This is a genomic window from Streptomyces sp. NPDC025793, from assembly GCF_055558375.1.
On sequence record NZ_JBVHMR010000038.1, the window covers coordinates 32,559 to 56,465 of the forward strand.

Below are 23,907 nucleotides of genomic sequence, written 5' to 3' on the forward strand. Positions count from 1 at the left end.
TCCGCCGCGCTGCCGCTATCCAGGGCGGACCGCGAGGTGCACAGCGTCCGGAACGCCCCGGGCAACCGGCACCTCTTCGGTACGCACCTGCCGGAACCCGGCATTCCGCAAGCTTCCTTCAAAATCCGGAGAGGGGGTGGCCGACCACACCGCGAGCACCCCGCCGGGCTTCAACACCCTTGCGCAGGAAGCGAGTCCGGCCGGAGAGTACAGGCTGTCGTTGCCGTCCGTGACCGTCCAGCCGGGCCCGTTGTCGATGTCCAGGCACAGCGCGTCGAACGTGTCCGACGTCTCAGTGACGTAAGGGACGAGATCGCCCTGGACGACGTCGGTGCGCGGATCGGCGAGCGCCGCGGCGGACAGCCGGCCGAGCGGCCCGTCCCGGTGCCAGCCGATCACCGCCGGTTCGCGCTCCACCACGGTGATCCGCCCCCAGCGCCGGTCCGCGGCGGCGTGTGCGAGCGAGAACCCGACGCCCAGCCCGCCGAGCAGCAGCGCCGGCCCCGGCCGCCCGTCCAGCGCGTCGTACGCCGCGTCGACCAGCAGCCGCTCCGAGCGGCCGTCGGAGGTGTCCATCAGGAAACACCCGTTGGCGATGATCTGGAGCAGCGCGCCGTGTCTGCGCAGCACCACCTCGCCGTACGGGCCGTCACGCCGGTCGAGGACCACGGGAGTGTCGTACGCGGCAGTCATGCCCCCATCCTGCTTGAACGTGTCCTGTCGGGCATGGGAATTGCGGATGACGGAGGCGCGGCCCCGGTCCGACGTACTCGTCCGAGGGGCGTACGCCGGGGTGCGGACGCGAGCGGAATGTAGGAGGTTGCTGAGAATCGGCTTCCGCGTGGCGTCGGTCATAGACATGCGGCCGGTCGAGCCTCAATGGTGGGCGCGACGGAAGGAGTGCCTCATCGTGGAACGGACCGCGACGGGCCCTGCGGCGGCCGCGTCCCCGCCCCCGGCGGGCACGCCCCTGTCCGACGGCGCCGCCGTCGTCCCGGCCCCCGTGTTCGAGGGACTCCTGGACGGCATGCCCCGCCAGCGCGGCCCCGCGCCGGCGGTTCCCTTCGACACGCTCGGCCCCGCGCCGGCGGATCCCGTGCCCGTCGGGGCACCGCGTCCGGTCCCGGCCGCCCGGCTGTGGCGGCTGCTGCCCACCCCGGCCGCCACGCCCTTCACCTTCGGCTACGCGGCCCTCCTCGCCGTCACCTCCGCCGTCGCGGCCGTGGCCGACCCCGGGCTGATGAACACGCTCTACCAGGGCTCCAGCACCGACGTGGCCCATCTGGTGCAGTCGCCCGCGGTGGTGCTCCTGGCGAGCGCGCTGTGGATCGCGGGCGGGATCCTCTCGCCGTACAGCGCGGCCTTCGTGCTGGTGCTCACCGCGCTGGAGCGGCGCATAGGCGGAGGGCGTGCGGCCTGTGTCTTCCTGGCCGGGCATGTCCTGGCCACGCTCGCCACCGAGGTCCCGGTGGGCCTCGCCGTCCTGGCGGGCCATCTCCCGGCCACGTCCCTGCACCGCCTCGACTACGGCATCAGCTTCGGCGTGGCCGCCAGCATCGGTTCCCTGGCCGGCCTGCTCCGCCCCTGGTTCCGCTGGCCCCTGCTCACCGTGGTGGCCGGACTGCTGCTGAACGACCTGGCCGAGTTCGTGGACCCGATGACGGACTGGGGCCACCTGATCGCTTTGACGATAGGCGTCATGAGCTGGCCCCTGGTGCGCCGCTGGGCCCGCGCGGTCTGACCTCTCACTGCTTTCGCCTGCATAGGTCTCTACGTCACCCCCCGATCGCTCACAGCGAACACGTGGGGGGAACACCAGCCCCTGCCCAGAGGTTGAGTCGGCATAGCTCAAGTTGACTGCCGAAGGGGAGATCATGGCTGCTGAGTCCACGGCGTTCACGCTCGTACTGCCCGTGCTGCCGCTCGACGACGAGGTCGTGCTGCCCGGCATGGTGGTTCCGCTGGACCTGAGCGACGCCGAGGTGCGGGCCGCGGTGGAGGCCGCACAGGCCGCCGCCCGGTCGGCGCCCGGAAAGCCCCAGGTGCTGCTGGTGCCACGCGTCGACGGCACGTACGCCAAGACCGGTGTGCTCGGTACGGTCGAGCAGGTCGGCCGGCTGGCCGACGGCGACCCGGGGGCTCTGATCCGCGGCCGCGGCCGGGTGCGGATCGGCGCGGGCACCACGGGGCCCGGCGCGGCCCTGTGGGTCGAGGGCGCCCGGATCGAGGAGAGCGTGCCCGAGCCGCTGCCCGGTCAGGTCGCCGACCTCGTCAAGGAGTACAAGGCGCTGGCCACCAACTGGCTGAAGAAGCGCGGCGCCTGGCAGGTCGTCGACCGCGTCCAGGCGATCGAGGACGTCTCCGCGCTCGCCGACAACTCCGGATACTCACCGTTCCTCACCATCGAACAGAAGGTCGAACTGCTGGAGACCGCCGACCCGGTGGCCCGGCTCAGGCTCGCCGCGCAGCAGCTCCGCGACCACCTCGCCGAGCAGGACGTGGCCGAGACCATCGCCAAGGACGTCCAGGAGGGCGTCGACAAGCAGCAGCGCGAGTTCCTGCTGCGCCGCCAGCTGGAGGCCGTCCGCAAGGAGCTGCGCGAGCTGAACGGCGACGGCGCGGACACGGCCGAGGAGTCCGACGACTACCGCGCCCGCGTCGAGGCCGCCGACCTGCCCGAGAAGGTCCGCGAGGCCGCGCTCAAGGAGGTCGACAAGCTGGAGCGTTCCAGCGACCAGTCCCCGGAGGGCTCCTGGATCCGCACCTGGCTCGACACGGTCCTGGAGCTGCCCTGGAACGAGCGAACCGATGACAGTGCTTCCGCCTACGACATCCAGGGCGCCAAGGCGGTCCTCGACGCCGAGCACGCGGGCCTGGAGGACGTGAAGGCACGCATCACCGAGTACCTGGCCGTGCGCAAGCGGCGCGGCGAGCGCGGCCTCGGCGTCATCGGCGGGCGGGCCGACCAGGGGGCGGCGCGAAGCGCCTCGGTTGAGGGCGGTGGTGGGCGACGGGGGGGTGGTGCCGTACTCGCCCTCGTCGGCCCGCCCGGCGTCGGCAAGACCTCGCTCGGCGAGTCCGTCGCGCACGCGATGGGGCGGAAGTTCGTCCGCGTCGCGCTCGGCGGCGTCCGCGACGAGGCCGAGATCCGCGGCCACCGGCGTACGTACGTCGGGGCGCTGCCCGGCCGGATCGTGCGCGCCGTCAAGGAGGCCGGGTCCATGAACCCGGTGATCCTGCTGGACGAGATCGACAAGGTGGGCTCCGACTTCCGCGGCGACCCGGCCGCGGCCCTGCTCGAAGTCCTGGACCCGGCGCAGAACCACACCTTCCGGGACCACTACCTGGAGGTCGAACTCGACCTGTCCGACGTGGTGTTCCTGGCCACCGCCAACGTCCTGGAGGCCATCCCGGAGGCGCTCGCCGACCGGATGGAGATCGTGCGGCTCGACGGCTACACCGAGGACGAGAAGGTCGTCATCGCCCGGGACCACCTGCTCCCGCGCCAGCTGGAGCGGGCCGGCCTGCGCGAGGACGAGGTCACGATCGACGAGGGCGCGCTGCGCAAGCTCGCCGGCGAGTACACGCGCGAGGCGGGCGTCCGTACCCTGGAGCGCGCGATCGCCCGCCTGCTGCGCAAGATCGCGGCACAGCACGAACTCGGCGAGCGGGAGCTGCCGTTCACCGTCCGGGACACGGACCTGCGCGGTCTGCTCGGGCGTCCGCACCACGTGCCCGAGTCCGCCCAGGACCCCGCCGAGCGCCGTACGTCGGTGCCGGGCGTGGCGACGGGCCTCGCGGTCACGGGAGCGGGCGGCGACGTCCTCTTCGTGGAGGCGTCGCTGGCCGACCCGGAGACGGGCGCGGCGGGGCTGACCCTGACCGGTCAGCTGGGTGACGTCATGAAGGAGTCGGCGCAGATCGCGCTCAGCTTCCTGCGCAGCCACGGTGCCGAACTGGAGCTGCCGGTGGCCGACCTGAAGGACCGGGGCGTGCACATCCACTTCCCGGCGGGCGCGGTCCCGAAGGACGGGCCGAGCGCGGGCATCACGATGACCACCGCCCTCGCGTCCCTGCTCTCCGGCCGGCTGGTCCGTCCGGACGTGGCGATGACCGGCGAGGTCTCGCTGACCGGCCGGGTGCTGCCCATCGGCGGTGCGAAGCAGAAGCTGCTCGCCGCCCACCGCGCCGGGGTGACCACTGTGATCATCCCCAAGCGCAACGAACCCGACCTGGACGACGTCCCGGCCGAGGTGCTGGCCACGCTCGACGTCCACACCGTGACCGACGTCCGCCAGGTCCTGGAACTGGCGCTCGCGCCCGCCGTGCACGGCGCGGCCCCGGAGGTTCCGGTCGCGGCGTGACGACGTGGTCCTTCAGCGGGCTCCGCCCGCGGGGGCCGGACGGACGAGGGCCCGGGTCGCGTGAGGGAGGCCCGGGCCTTCGCCCTGCGCCCGTCCGCTCGTCGCGGGACGAGCGTCTGCTGTGCCCACACCGTCTTGCCGACCCGGTCGTGGCGGGTGCCCCAGCGTTCGGCGAGCTGGGCGACCAGCAGCAGGCCCCGGCCGCCCTCGTCGTCGATCCGGGCGCGGCGCAGGTGCCGGGCGGTGCCGCCGGCGTCGTACACCTCGCAGATCAGCGTGGAGTCCTGGTGGATCAGCCGGAGCCGGATGGGCGGGCGGCCGTAGCGGATGGCGTTGGTGACCAGTTCGCTGACCACCAGCTCGGTGGTGAACGCGGCCTCCGTCAGGCCCACGCGGACAGCGGCTCCTCGGTGAGACGGCGGGCGCGGCGCCCATGGCGGGATCGTCCGCCGGCTCCCAGGCGGCGACCCGGTCCGCTGCAGGGCGCGGGTGCGTGCGACGAATAGGGCGACGTCGTCGGCGGGGCGGTGCGCGAGCAGGCCCGGTTCCAGGAGCCGGCCGTCGCGGTGGCGCGGCGGGACGGTGCCGTTCCAGCGCTGCCGGCCGGCCGGGGCGCGGCGGGCGCCGTCGGCGGCTTCGTCGGAGGCGAGCGGGGCGGTGGCCGACGGCCGACGACGGCGGGGGACTCGTAGCCGAGCAGGCGCCGGGCGCCCTCGTTCCAGCTCGTGAGGATGCCCTGCTCGTCGATGGTGGCCGTGGCCGTGTACGTCGCCTGTCGCTCCATCGCCGCTCATCTCGCCTTGTCCGGCGGGCTGTCCCGGACCAGGATCGGCCGGGGCGGCGCGGAGCACCGACGCAGCGGCCCGCGAACGACGTGGCCCCCGCGCGCCGGCGGGGGCCACGAAGAGGTCATCGGATCAGGCGTCAGCCGTTGGCCAGCGCCTGCACCCGGTCCAGCGCCCCGTTGAACTTGTCGTGGTCGCCGACCGTCGGGCCGGAGGAGGTGTACTGCCACATCGTGTAGTACCCCCAGCCGGCCGGCAGCGTGCCCGGGTCCGAGGCGTAGCGGGCGATCCACAGCGGGTTGTTCGCCGCGAAGCCGCCGTAGTTCCCGGTGCAGTCGCTCCACCAGCTGGTCGCCGTGTAGATCACGGCGTCCCGGCCGGTGCGCGCCTTGTAGGTGTTCAGGAAGTCGGCGATCCAGCCGACCATCGCGCTCGCCGACTTGCCGTAGCACTCCGCGCCGTACGGGTTCCACTCGATGTCGAGCGCGCCGGGCAGCGTCTTGCCGTCCCTGGACCAGCCTCCGCCGTGGTCGGCGAAGTAGTTCGCCTGGGTGGCGCCGCTGGTGGTGTCCGGGGTCGCGAAGTGGTAGGCGCCGCGGATCATGCCGACGTCGTACGAGCCGTTGTACTGCTGGGCGAAGTACGGGTTCGTGTAGTACGTGCCCTCGGTGGCCTTGGTGTACGCCCACCTGACCCCGCTGCTCCACAGGGTCGACCAGGCGACGTTGCCCTGGTAGCCGGCGACGTCCACGCCCTCGGTCTGGGTGACGGCACCGCTGGTGGGCGAGCCGCTGCCGCCGTCGTGCGCGAGGACGCCCATGCCCATGCGGGCGGAGCCGCGGCTGGGCGCGGTGGCGGTGGCGGCCTGGGCCGGGGTGAGGGGAAGAGTGAGGGAGAGCGCCGCGAGCAGGGCCGTGAGGAGAGCGTGGGGGGTGCGGATGGTGCCGGGTCTGAGCACGGGCATGGCGTGCCTCCGGAGGGAGAGAGGTGGGGGGAGCGACGAACACGTGGGGGGTCGTCCCACTGAGCGTGGGCATGCCATTCATTGCCTGGTAAAGAAGCTACGCACGTAGATGACGGCGTGGGAAGGGGGTCCGGGCGCCGCCGTTGGTCTACGCCTGCGAAATACTTACGGAGCTGCGGCAATGACGGCGTTTGACAGAAACTTTCAGGATCGCGAAACCGAGCAGGGGTGCTGACGTGCACGAGCACGGAAACGACGGCGCACATCACGCCGCCGGGCAGATGACGCCCAGTGGTGCAGACCAGGAATTCCTGGCGCTGGAAAGGGAGTTGACCGTGCTCCTGCGGCGCGCCCGGGCCAACCAGGGCGAGATGGCCCGCGAGGTCCATCCCGACCTGGAGTCCTCCGCGTACGGGCTGCTCATCCGGCTCGACGAGTGCGGCGGCCAGCGGGCCACGGAACTGGCCGGCTACATCGGCGTCGGCAAGGCCACCATGTCCCGCCAGCTGCGGGCCCTGGAGGAGCTGGGCCTGATCGCCCGCGAGCCGGATCCCGCCGACGGCCGCGCCTGGCTCGTCACCCTCACCGACGAGGGCCGCGGCCGGGTCGGCACGGTGCGTGAGGCCCGCCGTGCCCGCTACGTCAGCCAGCTCGCCCACTGGGACCGCCACGAGGTCGCCGAGCTGGCCCGGCTGCTGCACCAGCTCAACGGCGTCATGGAGAAGTAGGGGAAGCAGACCGGAATGGTCACGTTTTCACGGGGTAAAGGCGTCACGCGGTAGCCGCGGAGCCGTGACGGCGCACGACACACGGCTCACAGTTCCGCGTACACCACCGTCGCGTCGTCGTGCGTCTTGCTCCGCCGCAGAAAGGCCCGCTCCTCGCTGTCCGCCGTCTCCAGCTCCCGCACCCGCTCCACCAGCGACCGGGCACCGTCCTTCGCCACCAGGTCGAACAGGGCCGTCCAGTCGCCCTCGTGGAACGTCTCCGTCCAGCGGGTGGCCCCGTCCGTCAGCGCGACCAGGGCCCGGACCCCGGCACGGGGCACGGTGCCGGTGACCGCGCGGGCGGATACGGCGGGGTCGGCGGCGGCCGTGAAGAAGCCGCCCTCCTTGTTGCGCAGGTCCGCGTCCACCAGGGCTTCCGTGGCGAGCGCGGCGCGCGGGAGGCGGGCCAGCCGGTCGTCCAGCACCGGCGTGACCGTACCGTCGGGCGCCGTGAGCAGCAGTGCGGAGTCGGACAGCACCAGGTACTCGACGGTCTCGGCGGACCAGCGCGCCAGGGCGACGGTTGCCTGCGGGGTTCGCGGGTGAGAAAGGTCACAGGTGTCCGCGTGGGCTCCGGCCGTGCGGGCGATGGCCCGCGAGAGAATCTCCGGGAGCGTCAGATCTCGCCCCGAAACGGTCAGTTCGGTCAGCGCGCCGCCGAGTCGCGCCGTGAACCAGGGGACGGAATGCAGACACCCCGTCCCACCCCTCGGCGGTGTCACCCCGTCCAGGACGATCACACAACCGCCCTGTCCGGAGGCGGGTAGTCCGACACCGGCGAAGTCCTCGTTGGGGCGGTTCGCGTCGCCGGGCTCCGAAACGAGTTCAGTTCGCATTCAGCCAGTCTGCACGAGGCTTTCACAGCCTCCGCCAAAGGCTGGCATGCGCCGCCGAATTGCCACGACCCCGCAGGTCAGCCGCCTGCTTTGGGGGAGAATCCACCCTTCCGGGAAGGCGTGGGTGGCGAATACTGCCAAAGCATCCCGCGCGCGTCCAACCGGCGTGCCCCGCGGCAGTCGTGCACGCGCCACAGGAACTTGCCCGCCAACTCCCCAGCGATGTTCACTCCTTCGAGTGGCGGGTCAGGTGATGCACGACCACTGCCCACCGGCGCTGGGAGGGTCGGGAACCGTACGAACCGGGTGTACGCACCACTTGGCACCGAGATGACGGGGCGCCACCCGGGCCCCTTGGTAGTCGAGTTCAGGAATGCGAGCACCGGTGCAGAAAAAGCGGCCTCGGCGCACAGGCAGGCAGACGGACCCCGCGGGGGCCGACCAGCAGACCCCCGTGGGCACCGGCCGCCCCACTCATGTGCGCACCCGGCTGATCGTCGCCGTCGCTGTGGTGGCCGCCGCCGTCGCGGGCGCCGGGACGCCGTCCCTCCTCACCGCCTCCGGGGACGTCAGCGACGCGCAGAGTCTGGTGACGCTGGCCGGCCGGACCCAGGACGCGCTCGCCCTGGCGAACTCCCTCGCCGACGAGCGGGACGAGGTCACCACCTACATCGCGGCCGGGCGCGTCAAGTCCAAGGCACCCTCCGAGGACCGCAGTGCCCGCGTCGACCGCCAGGTCGAGGACCTGCGCGGCACCTCCGACACCCCGGCGAGCCTGCGCGGCGAACTCGACGGCATCGCCGCCGTCCGCCACTCCGCGCTCACCGGCCAGACCACCGCGCTCCAGGCCCACCAGGCCTACTCGCAGACGATCGCCGCCCTGCACAAGGTCGCCGAGCAGCTGGCCGACCAGTCGACCCCGAGGGCCGGCTCCGGCGCCCACGCGCTCGCCGAACTGGACACCGCCGTCCAGCAGTCCGCCGCCGCCCGCGGCCTGCTGCTGGCCGCGCTGAACGTGCCGGGCGTCACCCGAACGGTGATCAGTCCCGTCACCGGCCTGCCGGTCACGACCTCCACGGCGACCGAGGCCGACAGGAAGCAGCGCGACGCCCTCACCGCCGCCGCCCAGCAGGCCCGGCTGCGCGCCGACGCGGCCCTCGCCGACTTCCGCGAGACCGCCCCGCAGTCCGCCGTCGACTCCTACGACTCGACCGTCACCGGTCAGGACGTCGACACCGCGGAGAAGTACCTGACCACGCTCACCGCCCAGCCCACGCTCACCGACGGCGAGCCGGCCACCAGCGCCAAGAAGGTGGACGCGGCCCTGTCCGCGCGGGTCGACCTGATGCGCGGCGCGGAGTCGGCCCTCTACGACCACCGCACCAAGGACCTGGCGCAGCTCCGGGACGACGACGTCACGGCGCTGGAGATCCGCATCGCCGTCCTCGGCGCCCTGATGCTGGCGGCGGTGGGCATCGCGACGGCCATGGCCCGCACCCTCACCCGCCCCCTGTCCGTGCTGCGCCGCGGCTCGGCCCGCCTGGCGGAGCCCGGGGACGCGGCGACGCGGGAGCCGATCGCCTTCACCGGCCGCAACGACGAGTTCGCCCAGGTGGTCCGCTCGGTCAACGCCCTGCACGCGCACGCGGCGGCCCTGCACGAGCGCGTCGCCACGCTGGAGACCGACCGCAAGCACCTGGTCGGCCAGCGCCAGAAGATGGCCGACGCCCGCGAGGAGCTGCGCGCCGAACTCGCCGATTCCGCAGCCCAGTTGACGCGCTTGCGCACCAGCATCGGCGGCACGTTCGTGAACCTCGCCCTGCGCACCCTCGGCCTGGTCGAGCGCCAACTGGCCGTCATCGAGGGCCTGGAGGAGCGGGAGCAGGACCCCGACCGGCTGGCCACGCTCTTCAGGCTCGACCACTTCGCCACGGTCATGCGCCGGCACAGCGAGAACCTCCTCGTCCTCGCGGGCACCGAGCACGTCCAGCAGCACCACGGCCCGGTCCCGCTGGTCGACGTCGTCCGCGCGGCGGTCAGCGAGATCGAGCGCTACGAACGCGTCCGCATCGCCTCGTTGCCGCCCCACGCCCACGTGGCCGGCTTCGCCGCCGACGACCTCTCCCATCTGCTCGCCGAACTGATGGAGAACGCCACCTCGTTCTCCCCGCCGGACCTTCCGGTGGAGGTCTCCGGCTGGCTCCTGGAGTCCGGCGAGGTGATGCTCTCCGTCCAGGACGAGGGCATCGGCATGGCGACGGACCGCCTCGACCACCTCAACGCCCGCCTGGCCGACTTCGACCCCGAGTCCCACTACGACAACGAGGGCGACGCAGGTCTCGGCCTCGGCCTCTACGTCGTCGCGCGCCTCGCCCACCGGCACGGCGTCCGGGTGCAGCTGCGCGAGCAGAAGCAGGGCGGTGTCGCGGCGGTCGTCGTCCTGCCCGCCACCCTCCTCACCCAGGCCCCCTCGGCCGCGCTTCCGTCGCGGACCACGTCGATGAGCGGCACCGGCACCTTCTCCCTCCCCGGCGCCGACGCCGAGGTGAACTCCAACGTCCTGCACGCCCGCGCGAAGGGCACCGACCCGCTGGTCGCCCTGGCGGAGGAAGCGGTCCGGGCGGAGACGGCCGGCACCGAGGCGGACGAGCCCGCCGAACACGGGCAGGCCGAGCCGGGCACGGCCCAGCACACGGAGACCCGGCCGAAGGCCCCGGCGGAGACGTACGCCGAGACGACGATGGAGCTGCTGCTTCCGGACGTGACCCAGCCCCCGACGGACCCCGCCCCGCCACCGACTGCCACGCCCCCGGTGTCCACCGGCCAGCCGGCGCCCCCGGCCACCACCGTGCCCCCGGGCCCGGCGCTCACCGCCCCCTCGACGCCCACGACCCCGCCGTCCACCGGCCAGCCGACTCCCGGGCCCGCCGCCGTGCCCCCGGGCCCGGCGCCTACGGATCGGGCGTCCACGGCCCCCTCGACGGCCGCACCTGCCCCGGCCCCGTTGCCCGTGCGCCCGGCGCCCGCGCACCCGGTGGACGCCGACGGCGGAGCCGAGGCGGGCGCCGTGCGGGCCGAGGCTCCGCAGGAAACCGCCGACGCGGAGGAGCAGGTCACCAGCAAGGGCCTCCCCAAGCGCACCCCCAGGATCACCGCCCCCGCCCAGGCCCCGCGCCAGCGGACCGGCAGTGTCGACGCCGATGCGCTCCGCCGCAGGCTCGGCGGCTTCCGCAGCGGCGCCCAGGCCGGGTACCGCGCCGTGGAGGCGGAGATCGAGGAGCAGACCGCCGGTCACCGCCGGCCGACCGTTTACGCACACGCCGAAGAAACCACGGGGGGCACAGCCGAGGAGGCAAGCAGTTGACCGCGCCCAGTACCTACGGACTGAGCAGTGAAGCCCGCAACCTGCACTGGCTGCTGACCAATCTGGTCGAGGAAGTGCCCGGCATCCAGTCCGTCGCCGTGGTCTCCTCGGACGGTCTGCTGCTGCTCTCGTCCGATCCGGGCCAGGCGGAGCAGTCCCGGCAGCACCGCCCGGCGAAGGGCCCCCGCGGCTCCTCCGCCGACCTCGCCACCATCGTCTCCGGCATCGGCAGCCTCACCATCGGCGCCGCCAAGCTGATGGACTTCGGCCAGGTCAAGCACACCATGGTCGCCATGGCGGAGGGCAGCCTCTTCGTGATGTCCATCAGCGACGGCTCGCTGCTCGGGGTGCACGGTTCCGCCGAGTGCGACATGAGCGTGGTGGCGTACCACATGGCCCTGTTCGTCGGCCGCGCCGGCCACGTCCTCACGCCGGAACTCCGCTCGGAGCTACGGCAGTCACTGGAGTCCCAGTCGACCGGGAGCGCGCGATGAGCGGCACACCGAACAAACTCCCCGTACGCGGCGGCGACCGCAAACCCGCCCGCGTCCGCCCCTACTCGCTCACCGGCGGCCGTACCCGCTTCGGTCACGTCCTCCTCGTGGAGACGTTCGTAGCCAGCACGGCGGCGCTCGATGCCCCGGAGGAGCGCAAGGAACTGACGAACGGCTCCCTCAACACCCGGGTCATGCCGGAGATGCGGGCCATCGTCGAACTGTGCCGCCGTATGCGCACGGTGGCCGAGATAGCCGCGCTGCTGAAGATGCCGCTCGGCGTGGTCCGCGTCCTCCTGAGCGATCTCGCGGACCAGGGAAAGATCCGTGTGTACGGCACCGGCACCGGTCACGGCACCGGCCGCCCGGACCGCGCTCTGCTGGAAAGGGTGCTCGGTGGACTCCGTCGTCTCTGACACCGCCGCCTCCGCGGCCGGCGCCTCCGCGGTCGGAGGCATCCCCCTCGTCGCCGGCTTCGCCGAGCCCGACGAGGACCTGAAGTCCTGGCAGACGGACCGCACGCGGGCCCCCATCGCCACGAAGATCGTGGTGGCCGGAGGCTTCGGCGTCGGCAAGACCACACTCGTCACCACCGTCTCGGAGATCACGCCGCTGCAGACCGAGGCGCTGATGACCGAGGCGAGCGAGGACACCGACGACCTCACGGCCACGCCGGACAAGGTCACGACCACCGTGGCCATGGACTTCGGCCGTCTCACCCTCGACGACGACCTGGTGCTCTACCTGTTCGGCACGCCGGGCCAGCAGCGGTTCTGGTTCATGTGGGACGACCTGGTGCGTGGCGCGATCGGTGCGGTCGTCATGGCCGACACCCGCCGGCTGAAGGACTCCTGGCCCGCGCTGGACTACTTCGAGAGCTGCGGGCTGCCGTACGTCGTCGCCGTCAACCACTTCGACGGCAGCGAGCGGTTCGAGCCGGAGGACGTACGGGAGGCGCTGACGATCCCCGCGCACATCCCTGTCATGATCATGGATGCGCGGCGTCGAATTTCGGTCATCGAGATACTCCTGGCCCTGGTCGGCCACGCGCTGGACGAAACCCCCGAGTAGTCCGATCAGTTCCGAGTAGTCCCGGTTAGGAGTCCTCCCCCGTATGCGGAAGATACTCGTCGTCGGAGCCGGCCAGTCCGGTCTCCAGCTCGCCCTCGGCCTCCAGTCGCACGGCTACGAGGTCACCCTGATGTCCAACCGGACCGCGGACGAGATCCGCACCGGCCGGGTCATGTCGACGCAGTGCATGTTCCACACGGCACTGCAGCACGAGCGCGACCTCCAGCTGAACTTCTGGGAGTCGCAGGCCCCGAGGATCGAGGGGCTCGGCGTCTCGGTCGCGGCCCCCGGCTCGCACGACCCGGGCCCCACGCAGCGGGCCATCGACTGGGTGGGCAGGCTCGACGGGTTCGCGCAGTCGGTCGACCAGCGGGTGAAGATGGCCGGCTGGATGGAGACCTTCGCGCAGCGCGGCGGCCAGCTGGTCATCCACGGCGCGGCGGTCGGCGACCTCGACTACTTCTCCCGCGCCTACGACCTCGTTCTCGTCTCGGCGGGCAAGGGCGAGCTGGTCCAGATGTTCGGCCGCGACGCCTCCCGTTCCCCGTACAGCGAGCCGCAGCGCGCGCTGGCGGTGTCGTACGTCCACGGCCTGGGCCCGCGCCCCGAGCACCCGGACTTCGACGCCGTGCGCTGCAACCTGGTGCCCGGCGTCGGCGAGCTGTTCGTCATGCCGACGCTCACCACCTCCGGCCGCGCGGACATCCTGTTCTGGGAGGGCATCCCGGGCGGCCCGCTCGACGTCTTCAACGGCGTCAAGGACCCGGCGGAGCACCTCTCCCTGACCCTGGAACTCATGGAGAAGTTCACGCCCTGGGAGTACGCGCGCGCGACCAAGGTCGAACTGACCGACGCCGGCGGCACGTTGGCCGGCCGCTACGCGCCCACCGTGCGCAACCCCGTCGGCCGCCTCCCCGGCGGTGGTCTGGTCCTCGGCGTCGCGGACGTGGTCGTGGCGAACGACCCGATCACCGGCCAGGGCTCCAACTCGGCGTCCAAGTGCGCCGCCGCCTACCTCGCCTCGATCCTCGAACACGGGGACCAGGAGTTCGACGAGGCCTGGATGCAGGCGACGTTCGACCGCTACTGGAACACCGCGCAGCACGTCACCAAGTGGACGAACGCGATGCTCGCCCCGCCGCCGGAGCACATCCTGAACCTGATCGGCGCGGCCGGCCAGCTCCAGCCGGTGGCGGACCGTTTCGCCAATGCCTTCGACGACCCGGCGGACTTCGAGAACTTCTTCTACGAGCCCGACAAGACCGCGGCCTACCTGGGCTCGGTCGCCGGGGCCTGATCCGGCCGTACGGCCCCGAGGACCGGGTACGACGCCAGGGGTGACACCGTGACGCGCGCGCCCGGTCTCGGCGCCTGGACGACCTTGCCGTCCCCGACGTACAGGGCCACATGGGTCGCCTCGGGGAAATAGACCACCAGGTCGCCGGGGCGCAGCCCGGTCAGCGGGACGTGCGTCAGCCGCTTCCACTGCTCCTGGCTGGTGCGCGGGATCGGGGTGCCCGCGTGCTCCCAGGCCTGGGAGGTGAGGCCCGAGCAGTCGTAGGAGGCGGGGCCCTGCGTCCCCCACGCGTAGGGCTTGCCCAGCTGCGCCATGGCGTAGCCGACCGCGCGCCGCCCGGCCGGGGAGGCGGCGCGGGCCGTGGGCAGCGCGCCCGCGGTGGTGAGCTTCTGCTGGGCCCGGGTGACGTCCCGCTGTTCCAGCGTGGTGACCGCGGCCAGCTGCTGCGGGGTGAGACCGGCCAGCAGGCGTTCCACGTCGGCCAGTTTCGCCCGGACGGCGTCGCGCTGTGCGCGCTGCCGGTCCGCGAGCGTGAGCTGGGTGTCCAGAGCCGTGCGGGCGGCGCGGGCCAGGGCGTCGTGCCGCTTCTCGGCGCCGGTCAGCCGGGACACCTCGCGGGCCCGTTCGCGCGCCAGCCGGCCGAGGACATGACCCTCGTCCAGCGCCTGCTCCGGGTCCGGCGCGAGCAGGAGCCGGGCGAAGGATCCGAGGCCGCCGGTGTTCTGGTACTGCTCGCGGGCCAGCCGGCCGGCGTCGGTCCGGCTGTCCTGGAGGTCCAGCCGGGCGCGGGCCAGCTCGCCGTCCAGCCGGGACACCACGGCGCGCTGCTTCGTCAGCTGCTCCGCGGTGGCGTTGTAGGCCTCGGTGGCCTGTTCGGTCTGCCGGTACAGCTGTTGAAGGTCCGTCAGCAGCCGGGACACGGAGCGGGGCGGGGTCGGTGCGGCCGGCTGGGCCGCGGCGGGCGCGGGCACGAGGACGGCCTGGGTCGCCACCGTCACCGTACAGGCCAGGCGCCGAAACGTTCCTGACATGTCATCACCTCGATGCGGGGAGGGGGCCCGGCGGGCGGGCTGGTCCCTCCTATCGCACCGCGATAATCAGATGTATCCGTGTGGGGCGCGCGCCGGGCGTGGGCGGTTCGGCCCACGCCTGTCACTCGTTAGCGTCGTCCGGCCGGGCGTCGTCCGGTCTGTCCGTTCGCGCGGCGGTCGGTGCGCCGGCCGGCCTCGACCACGGCCACCGGAGCCCGCCGCCGGAGGTGTCGTCCGGGTCGTGGAGGTACTTCCACCCCTGGATCAGGCCCAGTCGCCTGCTGTGCCCGCGCGGCACCCGGCGGTAGACGAGCACCGTGGGCGGACCGCCGTCCGGGTCGGGCACGGGGATGCGGTACGTCTTCGGGGGGTGCCCGGTCGGGCCGAGGGCGACCGACAGCACCCGCCCGTCCATCGGTCCGCCCTCGAAGGGGATGTCCTCGCTCTTCACAGGCTCAGTCTCGGCCATCCCCGGCGAGCCTGCCGACGAGGGCGGCCGTCTGCGGGTCGCGGCCCGCGGTGACGGTGAGGACGGCCGTGAACTGCTCCACCAGCCAGTCGCGCAGCTCCTCGACCGGGGGCTGTTTGTCCTCGTCGAGCCAGATGAGGGAGGCCGCCTCGACCGCCGTGATCCATGTGCGCACGGTCATGCGCAGCCGGGGGCCGGGGTCGGGGACGCCGAGATGGCGGTAGATGTGCTCGGCGGCGGCCCGGCGTACCCCGTCCACGGTGGCGGTGGTGCGGGAGGTCTCCACCACGCTGCCGCCCTGGAGCAGTGCGCTGAAGCCGGTGTCGTGCTCGTCGACGAAGGCCAGATAGCGGTCGACGGCGTGGGAGAGCCGGCGCAGCAGCGGGCCCTCCAGCGGCTCGTCGAAGCACTGCTGGAGCTCTTCGGCGGCCGACCGCAGCGCGGCCTCGTACAGCTGCTGCTTGCCGCCCGGGAAGTACCGGTACACCAGCGGGCGCGAGACTCCGGCCTCCTCCGCCACGTCGTCCAGCGACACGTCCTCGGGCGCGCGGTGCGCGAAGAGGGTGAGGGCGGCGTCGAGGAGCTGGCTTCGTCGCTCCTCGACGCTGAGCCGACGGTAGGCGGGGGTGGCGGACGGGGTCATGAACCGCAGCCTAATCGCTCCGCTCGGGGAGCCGTCTTTCGTCTGCGGCCCGTCGTGGCTGGTCGCGTCCGCGCGGCGGAGCCGCCCCTGCTACGCCAGCAAGCCGGACGACCTCCACAGCCGCCGCCCCGCACCCCGCAGCACGCCGATGTCGTCCAGGAAGTCCGTCAGCCGCTTCGCGCCCGTCTGCATGACCTCGCGGCGGTGTCCGCTCGCCTTCACCTGGGCCGTCGCCTCCCGTTTGTCGAGGCCTACGTTCGTGTAGACCTCGGGGTTGACGAAGGCGACCGAGAAGACGCGGGCGAACTCGCCGGAGGTGACCCGGGTGAACTCCTGGGACCACTTCGGGGCGGTCAGCATCTGGCGCCGCAGCTCCTCACGGGCGTAGCGGACATGGCGCGCCTCCTCGACCACGTGGATACGCGTGACGCCCCGGATCAGGGGCTGGACGCGCTCGTCCGGGAAGGTCAGGCGCTGCATCCAGTCCAGGACCTCCTCGCCCAGCAGGGTCGCCGTGAAGGAGCCGGGGGTGGTGGAGATGGTCTTGAAGACGCGGCCGAGGTTCAGGTGGGTGCGGCTCACCGGGTACCAGGGCGTGCCGCCGTGCGAGATCAGGCGGGCGAACATCTTCGAGTGCCGGCACTCGTCCTCGATCTCGGTGAGGGCGTAGCGGACGTGCGCGCTCGTCGCCGCCTTGTCGTAGATGTGCCGGACGAGCAGCTGCATCAGGATGAGCTCGAACCAGATGCCGAGCGAGGCCAGTGCCGCCGCCTCGTGCTGGGAGAGCAGGATCCGCTGTTCCTCGCTCATCCGCTTCCACATCGGCGTGTCGTACAGCGACACGAGCTCCGGCGGCCAGAACCACTTGCCCGGCTCGAAGGGCGCGTCCCAGTCCAGCTCCTTGTCCGGGTCGAAGGAGTGCTTGGCGGAGGAGGCGAGCAGCCGTTCGGCCACCTGTTCCCGGTCCTTGAGCAGGCCGAGCGCGTCGCGCAGTCCGTCCAGCGCGTCCGCTTCCGTCAGCGTCGTCATGGCTCCCTCACCTCGTTACCCGGGGGTACGTCGTCCTGTCTCTTATGAGACTGCCTGTCAGCAAGGGCGTCAATCCCTTGCGCATGACTTGTTGACTCCGCGTCTACGTGTGAGCCTGCCTGGTATGCCGACCCATGACCTGTACGCCAACGACCCCGGAGATTCCCCCTGGCAGGTGCCCGCGAGCGGCGCGGCCCGGTTCAGCTGGGAGTACGACGCCGGCCGCGACCGCCTGCTCGCCCTGTACCAGAAGGGCAAGGACAAGCAGTGGGACGGGCAGAAGCGCATCGACTGGGATCTGGAGGTCGATCCGTACGACCCGCTCGGTACGCCCGAGGAGTCCATGGCCCTGTACGGCACGCCGTACTGGGACAGGATGACGGACCAGGACAAGGGCGAGCTGCGCCGGCACTTCGCCGCCTGGCAGTTCAGCCAGTTCCTGCACGGCGAGCAGGGCGCGATGATCTGCGCCGCGCGCATCGTGGAGTCGGTACCCGACCTGGACGCCAAGTTCTACTCCGCGACCCAGACCATGGACGAGGCCCGGCACGCCGAGATCTACGGCCGGTTCCTGCACGAGAAGATCGGGCTCGTCTACCCGATCAACGACAATCTGCAGGCCCTGCTCGGGGACACGCTCCGCGACAGCCGCTGGGACATGCCGTACCTGGGCATGCAGGTGCTCATCGAAGGCCTCGCGCTGGCCGCCTTCGGGATGATCCGGGACACCACCACCAAGCCGCTGCCCAAGCAGATCCTGGCCTACGTCATGCAGGACGAGGCCCGGCACGTGGCCTTCGGCCGGATGGCCCTGCGGGACTACTACAAGCAGCTCACCGACGCCGAACTGCGCGAGCGCGAGGAGTTCGTCATCGAGGGCTGCTACCTGATGCGCGACCGGCTGCGCGGCGAGGAGGTGCTGGGGAACTTCGGCATCCCGAAGGCCGAGGCGGCGGAGCTGAGCGAGCGCTCCGAGTTCCTCCAGCTCTTCCGCAAGCTGCTGTTCAGCCGCATCGTGCCCTGCGTCAAGGACATCGGCCTGTGGGGCAAGCGGCTCCAGCAGGCCTATGTGGACATGGGGGTGTTCGAGCTGGGCGACGCCAGCCTCGACCTGCTCATGGCCCAGGACGAGGAACTGGCCGAGCAATTGGACGCGGAGCGCTTCGCCGCCGAGGAGCGGGAGCGGGTGGCGGAGGTCCGCGAGGCCGTCGACGCGGGGGCGGCGCAGGACTGAGCCCGCAGGTCACGGTGGCGGATCGCGGGGGCGGGGAGGTTCACCCAGGTGGAGTAGCGTGCCGGCGTGTCCATGCCTCCGCCACCGCAGCAGCCGCAGCCGTCGTACGGGCCGCAGCCTCCCTATGGCGGGCAGCCCGCGTACGGCCCGCCGCCGCAGCCTGCCCCCGGCCCGTACGGCTCCCCGTACCCGCCGCAGCAGCCGTACCCGCAGCAGCCGTACCCGCCGCAGGCCTACCCCCAGCAGCCCTACCCGGCCTGGGGCGTGCCGCCCATGGCGGCGCCGCCGAGGAAGCGCCGGGTCGGGCTGGTCCTGGGGATCGTGGGCGGTGTCGTCACGCTCGTCGTCGTGGGGTTCGTCCTGCTCGGGGCGGCGCTCAGCAGCGGCTTCCCCGCGGCGAAGAACAGGCTCACGCTGCCGAGGACACTGGTCGGCGGGAGGTTCCAGCTGGCCCAGGACCTCTCCGACTCCGAGGGCAAGAAGATCGAGGACGAGGCCGACGGCGCCTGGGACGCCAAGGACGTCCACGCCGTGATCGCCTCGTACACCCTGAACGGCGACGCGAGCCAGGGCACCATGGCGGTGTCGGGCATGTACGGCCGGTTCAAGAACGCCGACGAGGCCCGCGTCGACATGCTGAAGGGCGCCTCCGAGGCGGACGGCATGACGGTGGCGGTGGCACGGAAGGACTTCACGGACAGCGGCTCGCCCACGGTCAGCTGTGAGGTGCTGACGCAGAAGAGGGTCGGCGCGACCGTGACCTACCCCGCGTGTGCCTGGAACGACGGCAACACGGGGGCCATGGTCGCCTCGGTCACCCCCAGGTCGGCCGCGCAGGACCCGGCCCAGGTGGACCTCGCGTTCTACGCGAAGCTCGCCCTCCGGGTCCGCTCGGAGATGATCACGCCGATCGGCTGACGACCGTCGGGCGGTGGCCGGCCGGCGCCCACCGCGGCACGGCGGCCGCGGTCGCCCCCGGAACCCCCGTCTCACCTCCCGAGCACCGCCCGCATCACGTCCCGCGCGATCGGTGCCGCGTTCCCGCCGCCGCTGATCTCGCCCCGGTCCGCCGAGGCGTCCTCCACCACCACCGCGACCGCCACCTGCGGTTCCAGGGTGTGGTCGGCCTGCGCCCAGGAGACGAACCAGGCGTACGGCACACCGGAGTTGCCGACCCCGTGCTGCGCCGTTCCGGTCTTGCCGCCGACCAGGGCGCCGGGGATGGCGGCCCGGGTGCCGGTGCCCTCCTGGACCACGTCCGTCATCAGCTCCTTGAGCCGGGTGGCCGTCGGCGGGCTCATCACCTGCCGCACCGGATGCGCCCCACTCCCGGAGAGGATCTCACCGCTGTGCGCGGTGGTCCGCTCGATCAGGTAAGGGGAGTGCAGCAGACCGCCGTCGGCGACGGCCGCCGCGACCATCGCCATCTGCAGGGGCGTGGCCCGGGTGTTGTACTGGCCGATCGACGACAGTGCCAGCTGCGCCCGGTCCACGTGCGGGTCGAAGGTGCTGGGCGCGACGCCGAAGGGGACGCGCACGCCTGTGTCGTTGAAGCCGAACGCCTGCGCCGTGGCGACCATGTCGTGCGCCCCGACGTCCACGCCGAGCTTGGCGAACACCGTGTTGCAGGACCATTCGAAGGCCGCCCGCAGCGAGGCGTCGTCGCAGCCGTCGGCCTCGTTGGTCAGCCGGGTCGTGGTGCCCGGCAGCCGGTAGGGGTCGGGGGAGTCGGTGTCCGCGTCCAGGTCGGTGACCACGCCCGCCTCCAGCGCCGCCGCGGCCGTGACCACCTTGAACGTCGAGCCCGGCGGATAGGTCTGCCGTACCGCCCGGTTCAGCATCGGCTTCTCCGGGTCATGGCTCAGCCGCTCCCACGCCGAGGTCACCGCCTCGCCGTTGCCGGACAGCTGCCCGGGGTCGTACGACGGGCTCGACACCAGCGCCAGGACGCGGCCCGTGGCCGGGTCGATCGCGGCGACCGCGCCCTTGCGCCCGGCGAGCCCACGGTACGCGGCCTCCTGCGCGGCCCGGTTCAGCGTCGTCACGACGTTCCCGGCCGGACCGGGCCTGTGCGTCATGTCCTGCCACAGCGGCAGCGGCGACAGCAGCGGATCGGTGCCGGAGAGCACCCCGTCCGCGGCGTGCTCCAGGAACGTGGTGCCGTACAGCTGCGAGGCGAAGCCGGTCACCGGGGCGTACAACGGGCCGTCGCGGTAGGCGCGTTCGTAGCGCAGCTGCTCGCCGGTGTCGGTGGACCCGGTGACCGGCTCGCCGCCGACCAGGATGTCGCCGCGCGGCTGGCCGTAACGGGCGATCGTGGCACGGCGGTTGGCCGGATTGGCGTCGAAGAGGCGCGACTGCACCACCTGCACCCGGGCGGCGTTGACCAGCAGGGCCGCGAGCAGCAGCGCGCAGAACCCCCAGGCGCGGCGGATGTACCGGGCCATGGGCCGGCCGCCGTCGGGAAGGCCGGCGCGGTCGTGGTGGCGGCCGGGATCGCTCACGGGGCCTCCCGCCCGTCGTACTGGCTGCGTGCCGAGTCGCTGACCCGGATCAGCAGGGCCACGATCGCCCAGTTGGTGACCACCGAGGAGCCGCCCTGGGCGAGGAACGGCATCGCCATGCCGGTCAGCGGGATCAGCCCGGTCACCCCGCCCGCGATCACGAACACCTGGAGCGCGAGCAGCGAGGCGAGTCCGACGGCGAGGAGCCGGCCGAACGGCTCGCGCAGGGCGAGCCCGGTCCGGAAGCCGCGCTCCACGAGCAGGGCGTACAGCAGGAAGATCGCCGCGAGCCCGGCGAGGCCCAGCTCCTCGCCCGCCGTCGCCAGGATGAAGTCCGACTTGACGGCGAAGCCGATCAGCACGGAGTGCCCGAGCCCGAGCCCGGTGCCGGTCACCCCGCCGGCCGCGAACGCGAACAGCGACTGGGACAGCTGGTTGGGCCCGATCCCCGCGTCGATCGTGTGGAACGGATACAGCCAGTCCTCGATCCGCCCGCCCACATGCGGCTCGAACCGTCCGACGGCATCGGCGCCCAGCACCGCCAGCAGCAGCCCGACCGCGATCCACCCCGTCCGGCCGGTCGCGACGTACAGCAGCACCACGAACAGCCCGAAGAACAGCAGCGAGGTGCCGAGGTCCCGCTCCAGGACCAGCACGCCGACGCTCAGCAGCCAGATCGTCACGATCGGGCCGAGCACCCGCCCGGTCGGGAACTGGAGCCGCCACAGCCGGCGCCCCGTGTAGGCGAGCGCGTTGCGGTTGGCGGCCAGGTACGCGGCGAAGAACACCGCGAGCAGCACCTTCGCGAACTCGCCGGGCTGGATGGAGAATCCGGCGATCCGCAGCCAGATGCGGGCCCCGTTGACGGGCGGGAAGAGGATCGGCAGCGCGAGGAGCACGAGGGCCGCGGCCACGAACACGTACGCGTACCGCTGGAGCATCCGGTGGTCGCGCAGCAGCAGGACGACGACGATGAACAGCCCGATCCCGAGCGTGGACCACACCAGCTGGGCGGGTGCCGCGCGGTCGTGCGGGGTCTCCAGGTCCAGCCGGTAGATCAGGACCAGGCCGAGCCCGTTGAGCAGCACCCCGATCGGCAGCGGCAGCGGATCGGCGTACGGCGCCCGCAGGCGTACGACGAGATGCGCGACCAGGGCGAGCATCCCGAGCCCGGCGCCGTAGCCGAGGGCGCCGGGCGGGACGGTGCCGGTCCGGGCGAGCCCCACCGCGCAGTAGCCGCACACGCACAGCAGGACGGCCAGCACGATCAGGGCGAGTTCGAAGCCACGGCGCCGGGGGAGGCGTACGGCGGGTGCGGGTCTCCGCGCCGCCGCCAGGGTGGTTCCGGCCTTGGTCATGCCCGGAACCTACCCATATGAGGCGTCTTGTGGGCTGTGCCCACTAACACGAGCGCGGCGCCGGGCCGACGTTGGCGATGTAGCGCGCCGACCCCCAGGCCCAGGTGCCGTTCGTCAGCAGGTACCAGACCGGGTTGCCGCGCACGGCGTCCCCGGAGGTCTTGCAGTAGATGGAGACCTGCTCGCCCTGCTTGACGAACCGCACCTGCCGGTTGCTGCGGTCCGGCCGCTCCCGCAGCCAGATCCCGCCCTTGGCGGTGACGACCCCCTTGTAGTGGCCGAGCCCCTCCTCGCCCCCCTTGCCGCCGCCGGCGGCAGCGGGGGCGATGGAGGCGGTGGCGAGGAGGGCGCCGGCGGCGGCCGCTACGGCGAGTGATCGGGTGAGGGAACGGGGCAAAGACATGTGGGCCTCCGGAAAAGGGGCGAAACCTTACTGTTCGCCACATTACGAGGCGTCAGGTGGCCCAGCCCGGCACGACGCTCTCTCAGAGGCCCGGGGATTCGTCCACCGGGAGGATCAGCGTGGCCACCGCGCCCCCGTCCACCGCGTTGGCGAACGCCAGCCGCGCGCCCAGGACCTCCGCCTGGCCCTTGGCGATGGTGAGGCCCAGCCCGTGTCCCGTGGCCCCGCCCTCCGTGCGGAACCTCTGCGGCCCATGGGCCACCAGGTACTTCGGATACCCGCCCCCGTGGTCCCGCACGGTCACCACCGGCCCGTCCACCGTCAGCACCACGGGAAGCCCCCCGTGCTTGTGCGCGTTGGCCACCAGGTTCCCCAGCACCCGCTCCAGCCGCCGCCGGTCGGTCTCCACGCGCGCGTTGCGGACGATCCGCACCTCCGTGTCGGTGCCCGACGCCCGCACCACCCGCCGGGCCAGCGCCCCCAGCTCCTCGGTGCCCACCGCCGGCTTCTCCCGCCCGGTGTCGAGCCGGGAGATCTCCAGCAGGTCCTCGGTGAGGGTGCGCAGTGCCGCCACCCGGTCCCGCACCAGCTCCGTCGGCCGGCCCGGCGGCAGCAGCTCCGCGGCCGCGTGCAGCCCGGTCAGCGGGGTGCGCAGCTCGTGTGCCACGTCCGCCGTGAACCGCTGCTCGCTCAGCAGCTTGCTCTGCAGCGTGGAGGCCATCCTGTCCAGGGCCGCCGCGACCGCGGCCACCTCGTCCTGCGGCCGGAACGGATCCTTGGACAGCGGGTCGTCCACGCGCGCGTCCAGGTCGCCGGTGCTGATCCGCCGGGCCACGCGCGCGGTGGCGTGCAGCCGCCGGGTCACCCGGGTCACCGCGAACACGCCGACCAGCACGGTGATCCCGATCGCGAGCCCCGACGACCACAGGATCGAGGTGTCGAGCCCGGTGATCGTGCGGGCCTGCTGCGAGTAGTCCAGCTCCACGGCCAGCGCCCGGTGCCCGGCCGCCGGGCCCGCCGCCCACATGGTCGGGCGCCCCTGGTGCGTGGAGACCACCGTGCCGCGCTGCCCGGACGCCGCCAGCGACCGCAGCGACGAGGGCAGCCCCTCGGGGTCCACACCGGCGCCCGGCAGCAGCGTGTCCCCGGCCTCGTACGCCTGCGTGGCGTCGTCGAGCCGGGACAGCGCCTGTTCGCGGGCCTGGTTGACGGTCCGGTCGGTCACCGAGACGTGCACCAGGACGCCGAGCAGCGCGGCCAGCGCACAGCACATGACCGTGATGAACACGGCCGC

Annotated in this window: 21 protein-coding genes and 1 pseudogene; 10 read left to right on the forward strand and 12 right to left on the reverse strand. The window is 72.5% G+C overall.

Going from position 1 to position 23,907, the window contains the following annotated elements; genetic code table 11:
- Positions 1-15: 15 nt before the first annotated feature.
- Entirely contained in the window at positions 16-693 is a 678-nt protein-coding gene (locus ACZ4MF_RS39505) for a spermine/spermidine synthase domain-containing protein (protein ID WP_467497900.1), read from the reverse strand.
- A 217-nt stretch (positions 694-910) separates the two neighbouring features.
- Between ACZ4MF_RS39505 and ACZ4MF_RS39510 the strand changes: the two genes are divergently transcribed.
- Both ACZ4MF_RS39510 and lon read left to right on the forward strand, forming a co-directional pair.
- Entirely contained in the window at positions 911-1,741 is an 831-nt protein-coding gene (locus ACZ4MF_RS39510) for a rhomboid-like protein (RefSeq protein ID WP_467497902.1), read from the forward strand.
- A gap of 133 nt (positions 1,742-1,874) precedes the next feature.
- Complete coding sequence (gene lon / locus ACZ4MF_RS39515) at positions 1,875-4,364, forward strand: endopeptidase La (protein ID WP_467497904.1); 2,490 nt, start codon at positions 1,875-1,877, stop codon at positions 4,362-4,364.
- 110 nt (positions 4,365-4,474) lie between these two features.
- Here the strand turns inward: lon and ACZ4MF_RS39520 are convergent.
- Positions 4,475-4,903 (reverse strand): annotated as a pseudogene (locus ACZ4MF_RS39520) (ATP-binding protein); the annotation flags it as partial.
- 385 nt (positions 4,904-5,288) lie between these two features.
- Positions 5,289-6,113 (reverse strand): lysozyme, encoded by an 825-nt coding sequence (locus tag ACZ4MF_RS39525; protein WP_467497907.1) that lies wholly within the window; start codon positions 6,111-6,113, stop codon positions 5,289-5,291.
- Between the two features lie 236 nt (positions 6,114-6,349).
- Between ACZ4MF_RS39525 and ACZ4MF_RS39530 the strand changes: the two genes are divergently transcribed.
- A complete protein-coding gene (locus tag ACZ4MF_RS39530; protein WP_467497908.1) occupies positions 6,350-6,841 on the forward strand; it encodes a MarR family winged helix-turn-helix transcriptional regulator in 492 nt (163 codons plus the stop codon).
- Between the two features lie 86 nt (positions 6,842-6,927).
- Here ACZ4MF_RS39530 and ACZ4MF_RS39535 read toward each other — a convergent pair whose 3' ends face one another.
- The gene (locus ACZ4MF_RS39535) at positions 6,928-7,716 is read right to left on the reverse strand and encodes a protein phosphatase 2C domain-containing protein (RefSeq protein WP_467497910.1); all 789 of its coding nucleotides are present in this window, start codon (positions 7,714-7,716) and stop codon (positions 6,928-6,930) included.
- A gap of 385 nt (positions 7,717-8,101) precedes the next feature.
- Between ACZ4MF_RS39535 and ACZ4MF_RS39540 the strand changes: the two genes are divergently transcribed.
- The 5 genes from ACZ4MF_RS39540 to ACZ4MF_RS39560 are packed head-to-tail and all read left to right on the forward strand — an operon-like array spanning position 8,102 to position 13,942.
- A complete protein-coding gene (locus tag ACZ4MF_RS39540; RefSeq protein WP_467497912.1) occupies positions 8,102-11,080 on the forward strand; it encodes a sensor histidine kinase in 2,979 nt (992 codons plus the stop codon).
- A complete protein-coding gene (locus tag ACZ4MF_RS39545) occupies positions 11,077-11,574 on the forward strand; it encodes a roadblock/LC7 domain-containing protein (protein WP_467497914.1) in 498 nt (165 codons plus the stop codon). Before ACZ4MF_RS39540 ends, ACZ4MF_RS39545 begins: the two co-directional genes overlap by 4 nt.
- Complete coding sequence (locus tag ACZ4MF_RS39550) at positions 11,571-11,990, forward strand: DUF742 domain-containing protein (protein ID WP_467497916.1); 420 nt, start codon at positions 11,571-11,573, stop codon at positions 11,988-11,990. The genes ACZ4MF_RS39545 and ACZ4MF_RS39550 overlap by 4 nt, the downstream gene beginning before the upstream one ends.
- Complete coding sequence (locus ACZ4MF_RS39555; protein WP_467497918.1) at positions 11,971-12,645, forward strand: GTP-binding protein; 675 nt, start codon at positions 11,971-11,973, stop codon at positions 12,643-12,645. The genes ACZ4MF_RS39550 and ACZ4MF_RS39555 overlap by 20 nt, the downstream gene beginning before the upstream one ends.
- Before the next feature lie 43 nt (positions 12,646-12,688).
- Positions 12,689-13,942, forward strand: a complete 1,254-nt coding sequence (locus ACZ4MF_RS39560; RefSeq protein ID WP_467497920.1) for a styrene monooxygenase/indole monooxygenase family protein — start codon at positions 12,689-12,691, stop codon at positions 13,940-13,942.
- Here ACZ4MF_RS39560 and ACZ4MF_RS39565 read toward each other — a convergent pair.
- The 4 genes from ACZ4MF_RS39565 to ACZ4MF_RS39580 form a co-directional block, all read right to left on the reverse strand.
- A complete protein-coding gene (locus ACZ4MF_RS39565; protein ID WP_467497922.1) occupies positions 13,915-14,973 on the reverse strand; it encodes a C40 family peptidase in 1,059 nt (352 codons plus the stop codon). The genes ACZ4MF_RS39560 and ACZ4MF_RS39565 overlap by 28 nt on opposite strands.
- Positions 14,974-15,094: 121 nt before the next feature.
- Complete coding sequence (locus tag ACZ4MF_RS39570; protein WP_356027887.1) at positions 15,095-15,424, reverse strand: hypothetical protein; 330 nt, start codon at positions 15,422-15,424, stop codon at positions 15,095-15,097.
- A 4-nt stretch (positions 15,425-15,428) separates the two neighbouring features.
- Complete coding sequence (locus tag ACZ4MF_RS39575; protein ID WP_467497924.1) at positions 15,429-16,085, reverse strand: TetR/AcrR family transcriptional regulator; 657 nt, start codon at positions 16,083-16,085, stop codon at positions 15,429-15,431.
- A gap of 90 nt (positions 16,086-16,175) precedes the next feature.
- Entirely contained in the window at positions 16,176-17,114 is a 939-nt protein-coding gene (locus ACZ4MF_RS39580) for an AurF N-oxygenase family protein (RefSeq protein WP_467497926.1), read from the reverse strand.
- Between the two features lie 124 nt (positions 17,115-17,238).
- On the opposite strand from ACZ4MF_RS39580, the gene ACZ4MF_RS39585 reads away from it, so the two are divergent.
- Positions 17,239-18,348 (forward strand): ferritin-like domain-containing protein, encoded by a 1,110-nt coding sequence (locus ACZ4MF_RS39585; protein ID WP_467497928.1) that lies wholly within the window; start codon positions 17,239-17,241, stop codon positions 18,346-18,348.
- Positions 18,349-18,420: 72 nt separating this feature from the next.
- Positions 18,421-19,266: a hypothetical protein gene (locus tag ACZ4MF_RS39590; protein ID WP_467497970.1), complete on the forward strand. Its 846-nt coding sequence runs from the start codon at positions 18,421-18,423 to the stop codon at positions 19,264-19,266.
- A 71-nt stretch (positions 19,267-19,337) separates the two neighbouring features.
- On the opposite strand, the gene ACZ4MF_RS39595 is transcribed toward ACZ4MF_RS39590, so the two are convergent.
- The 4 genes from ACZ4MF_RS39595 to ACZ4MF_RS39610 all read right to left on the reverse strand — a co-directional run bounded on the left by ACZ4MF_RS39595 (position 19,338) and on the right by ACZ4MF_RS39610 (position 23,886).
- Positions 19,338-20,795, reverse strand: coding sequence for a penicillin-binding transpeptidase domain-containing protein (locus ACZ4MF_RS39595; RefSeq protein ID WP_467497972.1), 1,458 nt, complete (start codon positions 20,793-20,795; stop codon positions 19,338-19,340).
- 53 nt (positions 20,796-20,848) lie between these two features.
- On the reverse strand, positions 20,849-22,210 hold the full coding sequence (locus ACZ4MF_RS39600; RefSeq protein WP_467497930.1) for an FtsW/RodA/SpoVE family cell cycle protein: 1,362 nt from the start codon (positions 22,208-22,210) through the stop codon (positions 20,849-20,851).
- A gap of 43 nt (positions 22,211-22,253) precedes the next feature.
- Positions 22,254-22,613, reverse strand: a complete 360-nt coding sequence (locus ACZ4MF_RS39605) for an SH3 domain-containing protein (protein WP_356027682.1) — start codon at positions 22,611-22,613, stop codon at positions 22,254-22,256.
- An 82-nt stretch (positions 22,614-22,695) separates the two neighbouring features.
- The gene (locus tag ACZ4MF_RS39610; RefSeq protein ID WP_467497974.1) at positions 22,696-23,886 is read right to left on the reverse strand and encodes an ATP-binding protein; all 1,191 of its coding nucleotides are present in this window, start codon (positions 23,884-23,886) and stop codon (positions 22,696-22,698) included.
- Between the last annotated feature and the right edge of the window lie 21 nt (positions 23,887-23,907).

Excerpts from the sequence above, each read along its gene's own strand:
- ACZ4MF_RS39550 (WP_467497916.1), top strand. The coding sequence starts at position 11,571 with ATGAGCGGCACACCGAACAAACTCCCCGTACGCGGCGGCGACCGCAAA.
- ACZ4MF_RS39505 (WP_467497900.1), bottom strand. The coding sequence starts at position 693 with ATGACTGCCGCGTACGACACTCCCGTGGTCCTCGACCGGCGTGACGGC.
- ACZ4MF_RS39560 (WP_467497920.1), top strand. The coding sequence starts at position 12,689 with ATGCGGAAGATACTCGTCGTCGGAGCCGGCCAGTCCGGTCTCCAGCTC.
- ACZ4MF_RS39605 (WP_356027682.1), bottom strand. The coding sequence starts at position 22,613 with ATGTCTTTGCCCCGTTCCCTCACCCGATCACTCGCCGTAGCGGCCGCC.
- ACZ4MF_RS39580 (WP_467497926.1), bottom strand. The coding sequence starts at position 17,114 with ATGACGACGCTGACGGAAGCGGACGCGCTGGACGGACTGCGCGACGCG.
- ACZ4MF_RS39585 (WP_467497928.1), top strand. The coding sequence starts at position 17,239 with ATGCCGACCCATGACCTGTACGCCAACGACCCCGGAGATTCCCCCTGG.
- ACZ4MF_RS39575 (WP_467497924.1), bottom strand. The coding sequence starts at position 16,085 with ATGACCCCGTCCGCCACCCCCGCCTACCGTCGGCTCAGCGTCGAGGAG.
- ACZ4MF_RS39535 (WP_467497910.1), bottom strand. The coding sequence starts at position 7,716 with ATGCGAACTGAACTCGTTTCGGAGCCCGGCGACGCGAACCGCCCCAAC.
- ACZ4MF_RS39610 (WP_467497974.1), bottom strand. The coding sequence starts at position 23,886 with ATGTGCTGTGCGCTGGCCGCGCTGCTCGGCGTCCTGGTGCACGTCTCG.
- ACZ4MF_RS39590 (WP_467497970.1), top strand. The coding sequence starts at position 18,421 with ATGCCTCCGCCACCGCAGCAGCCGCAGCCGTCGTACGGGCCGCAGCCT.
- lon (WP_467497904.1), top strand. The coding sequence starts at position 1,875 with ATGGCTGCTGAGTCCACGGCGTTCACGCTCGTACTGCCCGTGCTGCCG.
- ACZ4MF_RS39595 (WP_467497972.1), bottom strand. The coding sequence starts at position 20,795 with ATGGCCCGGTACATCCGCCGCGCCTGGGGGTTCTGCGCGCTGCTGCTC.
- ACZ4MF_RS39525 (WP_467497907.1), bottom strand. The coding sequence starts at position 6,113 with ATGCCCGTGCTCAGACCCGGCACCATCCGCACCCCCCACGCTCTCCTC.
- ACZ4MF_RS39565 (WP_467497922.1), bottom strand. The coding sequence starts at position 14,973 with ATGTCAGGAACGTTTCGGCGCCTGGCCTGTACGGTGACGGTGGCGACC.
- ACZ4MF_RS39600 (WP_467497930.1), bottom strand. The coding sequence starts at position 22,210 with ATGACCAAGGCCGGAACCACCCTGGCGGCGGCGCGGAGACCCGCACCC.